General features: G+C 59.2%; 2 protein-coding genes. One reads left to right on the top strand and one right to left on the bottom strand.

The window, feature by feature from the left end:
- Positions 1–1,718 (top strand): type I restriction endonuclease subunit R (locus tag ACP5E6_RS18625; protein WP_427956898.1); only part of this gene is annotated, 1,718 nt, incomplete at its 5' end.
- A 126-nt stretch (positions 1,719–1,844) separates the two neighbouring features.
- Here the strand turns inward: ACP5E6_RS18625 and ACP5E6_RS18620 are convergent.
- A partial coding sequence (locus ACP5E6_RS18620) for an ATP-binding protein (RefSeq protein WP_427956895.1) occupies positions 1,845–2,110 on the bottom strand: 266 nt, incomplete at its 5' end.

The following is a 2,110-nucleotide window of genomic DNA, read 5'->3' as shown; positions in this document are numbered from 1 at the left end:
TCGGCGACTATATCAGCATCTACGACATCCAGCGGGCCGTCGAGGACGGCGCGACAGTGCCAATCTATTACGAGAGCCGCCTGGCCAAGCTGGCGCTGGCCGACGCCGAGCGACCGAAAATCGACCCCGATTTTGAAGAAGCGACCGAGGGCGAGGAGGTAGAGCGTAAAGAAAAGCTCAAGTCGAGATGGGCACAGCTCGAAGCGGTTGTCGGATCGGACAAGCGACTGGAACTGGTCGCCAGCGACATCGTCGAGCATTTCGAGAAGCGGCTCGAAGCCATGGACGGCAAGGGGATGATCGTCTGCATGAGCCGCCGCATCGCGGTGGAACTCTATGGGGAGATCATTAAGCTGCGCCCTGCCTGGCACGGCGATGGCGATGACGCTGGGTCGGTCAAAGTCGTGATGACCGGCTCGGCGTCCGATCCACCGGACTGGCAGCAGCACATTCGCAATAAACCGCGACGCGAGACGCTGGCCAATCGCTTCCGCGATGCGAAGGATCCGTTTCGGCTGGTGATCGTGCGGGATATGTGGCTGACCGGGTTCGATGCCCCGTGCCTGCATACGATGTATATTGACAAGCCGATGCGCGGACACGGGCTGATGCAGGCTATCGCTCGCGTGAACCGGGTATTCAAGGACAAGCCTGGCGGGCTTGTGGTTGACTATCTCGGCCTCGCGCAGGAACTGAAACAGGCGCTCGTTACCTACACCGAGAGCGGCGGCACCGGCCGGACCGCTCTCGACCAGGACGAGGCGGTCGCGGTGATGCTGGAGAGGCATGAAGTCTGCTGCGCCATGCTTCACGGCTTTGATTGGTCGAAGTGGACCACTGGAAGCCCGCAGGAAAGATTGGGCCTGTTGCCGCCCGCGCAGGAGCGCATCCTGTCACAGGAGAATGGAAAGGATCGCTTCGTCACGGCGGTGCGCGAACTATCGCAAGCTTTCGCGCTTGCGGTCCCGCACGAGCGTGCTTTGGGTATTCGCGACGATGTGGCGTTCTTCCAGGCGCTCCAGGCCGTACTCTCCAAGCGGGCGCCCGGTGACGCTCGGTCGGACGAGGAACTGGATCACGCTGTCCGGCAAATTATCGCGCGCGCCGTAAGTCCGGAGGGCGTGATCGATATCTTCTCGGCCGCCGGGCTCCAAAAGCCGGATATCTCGATTTTGTCAGATGAGTTTCTGGCCGAAGTGCGCGGGATGCCGCAGCGGAACCTGGCCGTCGAACTCCTGGAAAAGCTATTGAAGGGCGAAATTAGGACCCGGAGTCGCAAAAATGTGGTTCAGGCGCGGTCGTTCGCCGAAATGCTCGAACGGGCTCTGCGGCGATATCAGAACCGGGCCATTGAGGCCGCGCAGGTCCTCGAGGAACTCATCGCCCTGGCGAAGGACATGCGGGCTGCCTCGCGGCGAGGCGAGGAACTCGGCCTAAACGACGACGAGATGGCCTTCTACGACGCTCTGGAGACTAACGACAGCGCCGTCCAGGTTCTTGGTGACGAAACGCTTCGTACTATCGCGCGTGAACTGGTGGAGACTGTGCGGAAGAACGTCACCATAGACTGGACAATGCGCGAGAACGTCCGCGCTCAGTTGCGCGTCATGGTCAAGCGCATACTCCGGAAATACGGATACCCGCCTGATAAGCAGGAAAAGGCCACGCAGACAGTTCTGGAGCAGGCCGCGCTTCTCTCGTCAGGTTGGGAAGCGTGACCTCATAGGGTAATAGTGTAGACGTAGTGATCATCGCTTTCGTGCATGGCGCGCCATGCTATGAAGGCAAGCCGTTATAATCACTACATAAAATGATGATCTAATTTTATCTGCCAATAAAAATGCCTACAATCGTGCATGATTTGGAGTGTTTTCGGGTGTAGCGCGACAATCTGGATGCGGTGTTTTGGGGGTTTGCCGGGTGGTGGGTCGACCTGGGGCTCGTTTTCGCTCGATTGCGGCGCGGCGCCTGTAGCTCTCGACGTTCATTTCCAGAATTGTGGCATGGTGAACGAGGCGATCTACGGCGGCTAGCGTCATGGCTTGATCGGGAAAGATCTTGTTCCACTCACCGAATGCCTGATTGGCGGTGATCAGGATCGAGCGATGTT

This window comes from Acidiphilium sp. (assembly GCF_049977125.1).
Taxonomy (GTDB): domain Bacteria; phylum Pseudomonadota; class Alphaproteobacteria; order Acetobacterales; family Acetobacteraceae; genus Acidiphilium.
Note: the sequence above shows the minus strand (reverse complement) of the source record. Positions and strands in the feature narration are given on the sequence as shown.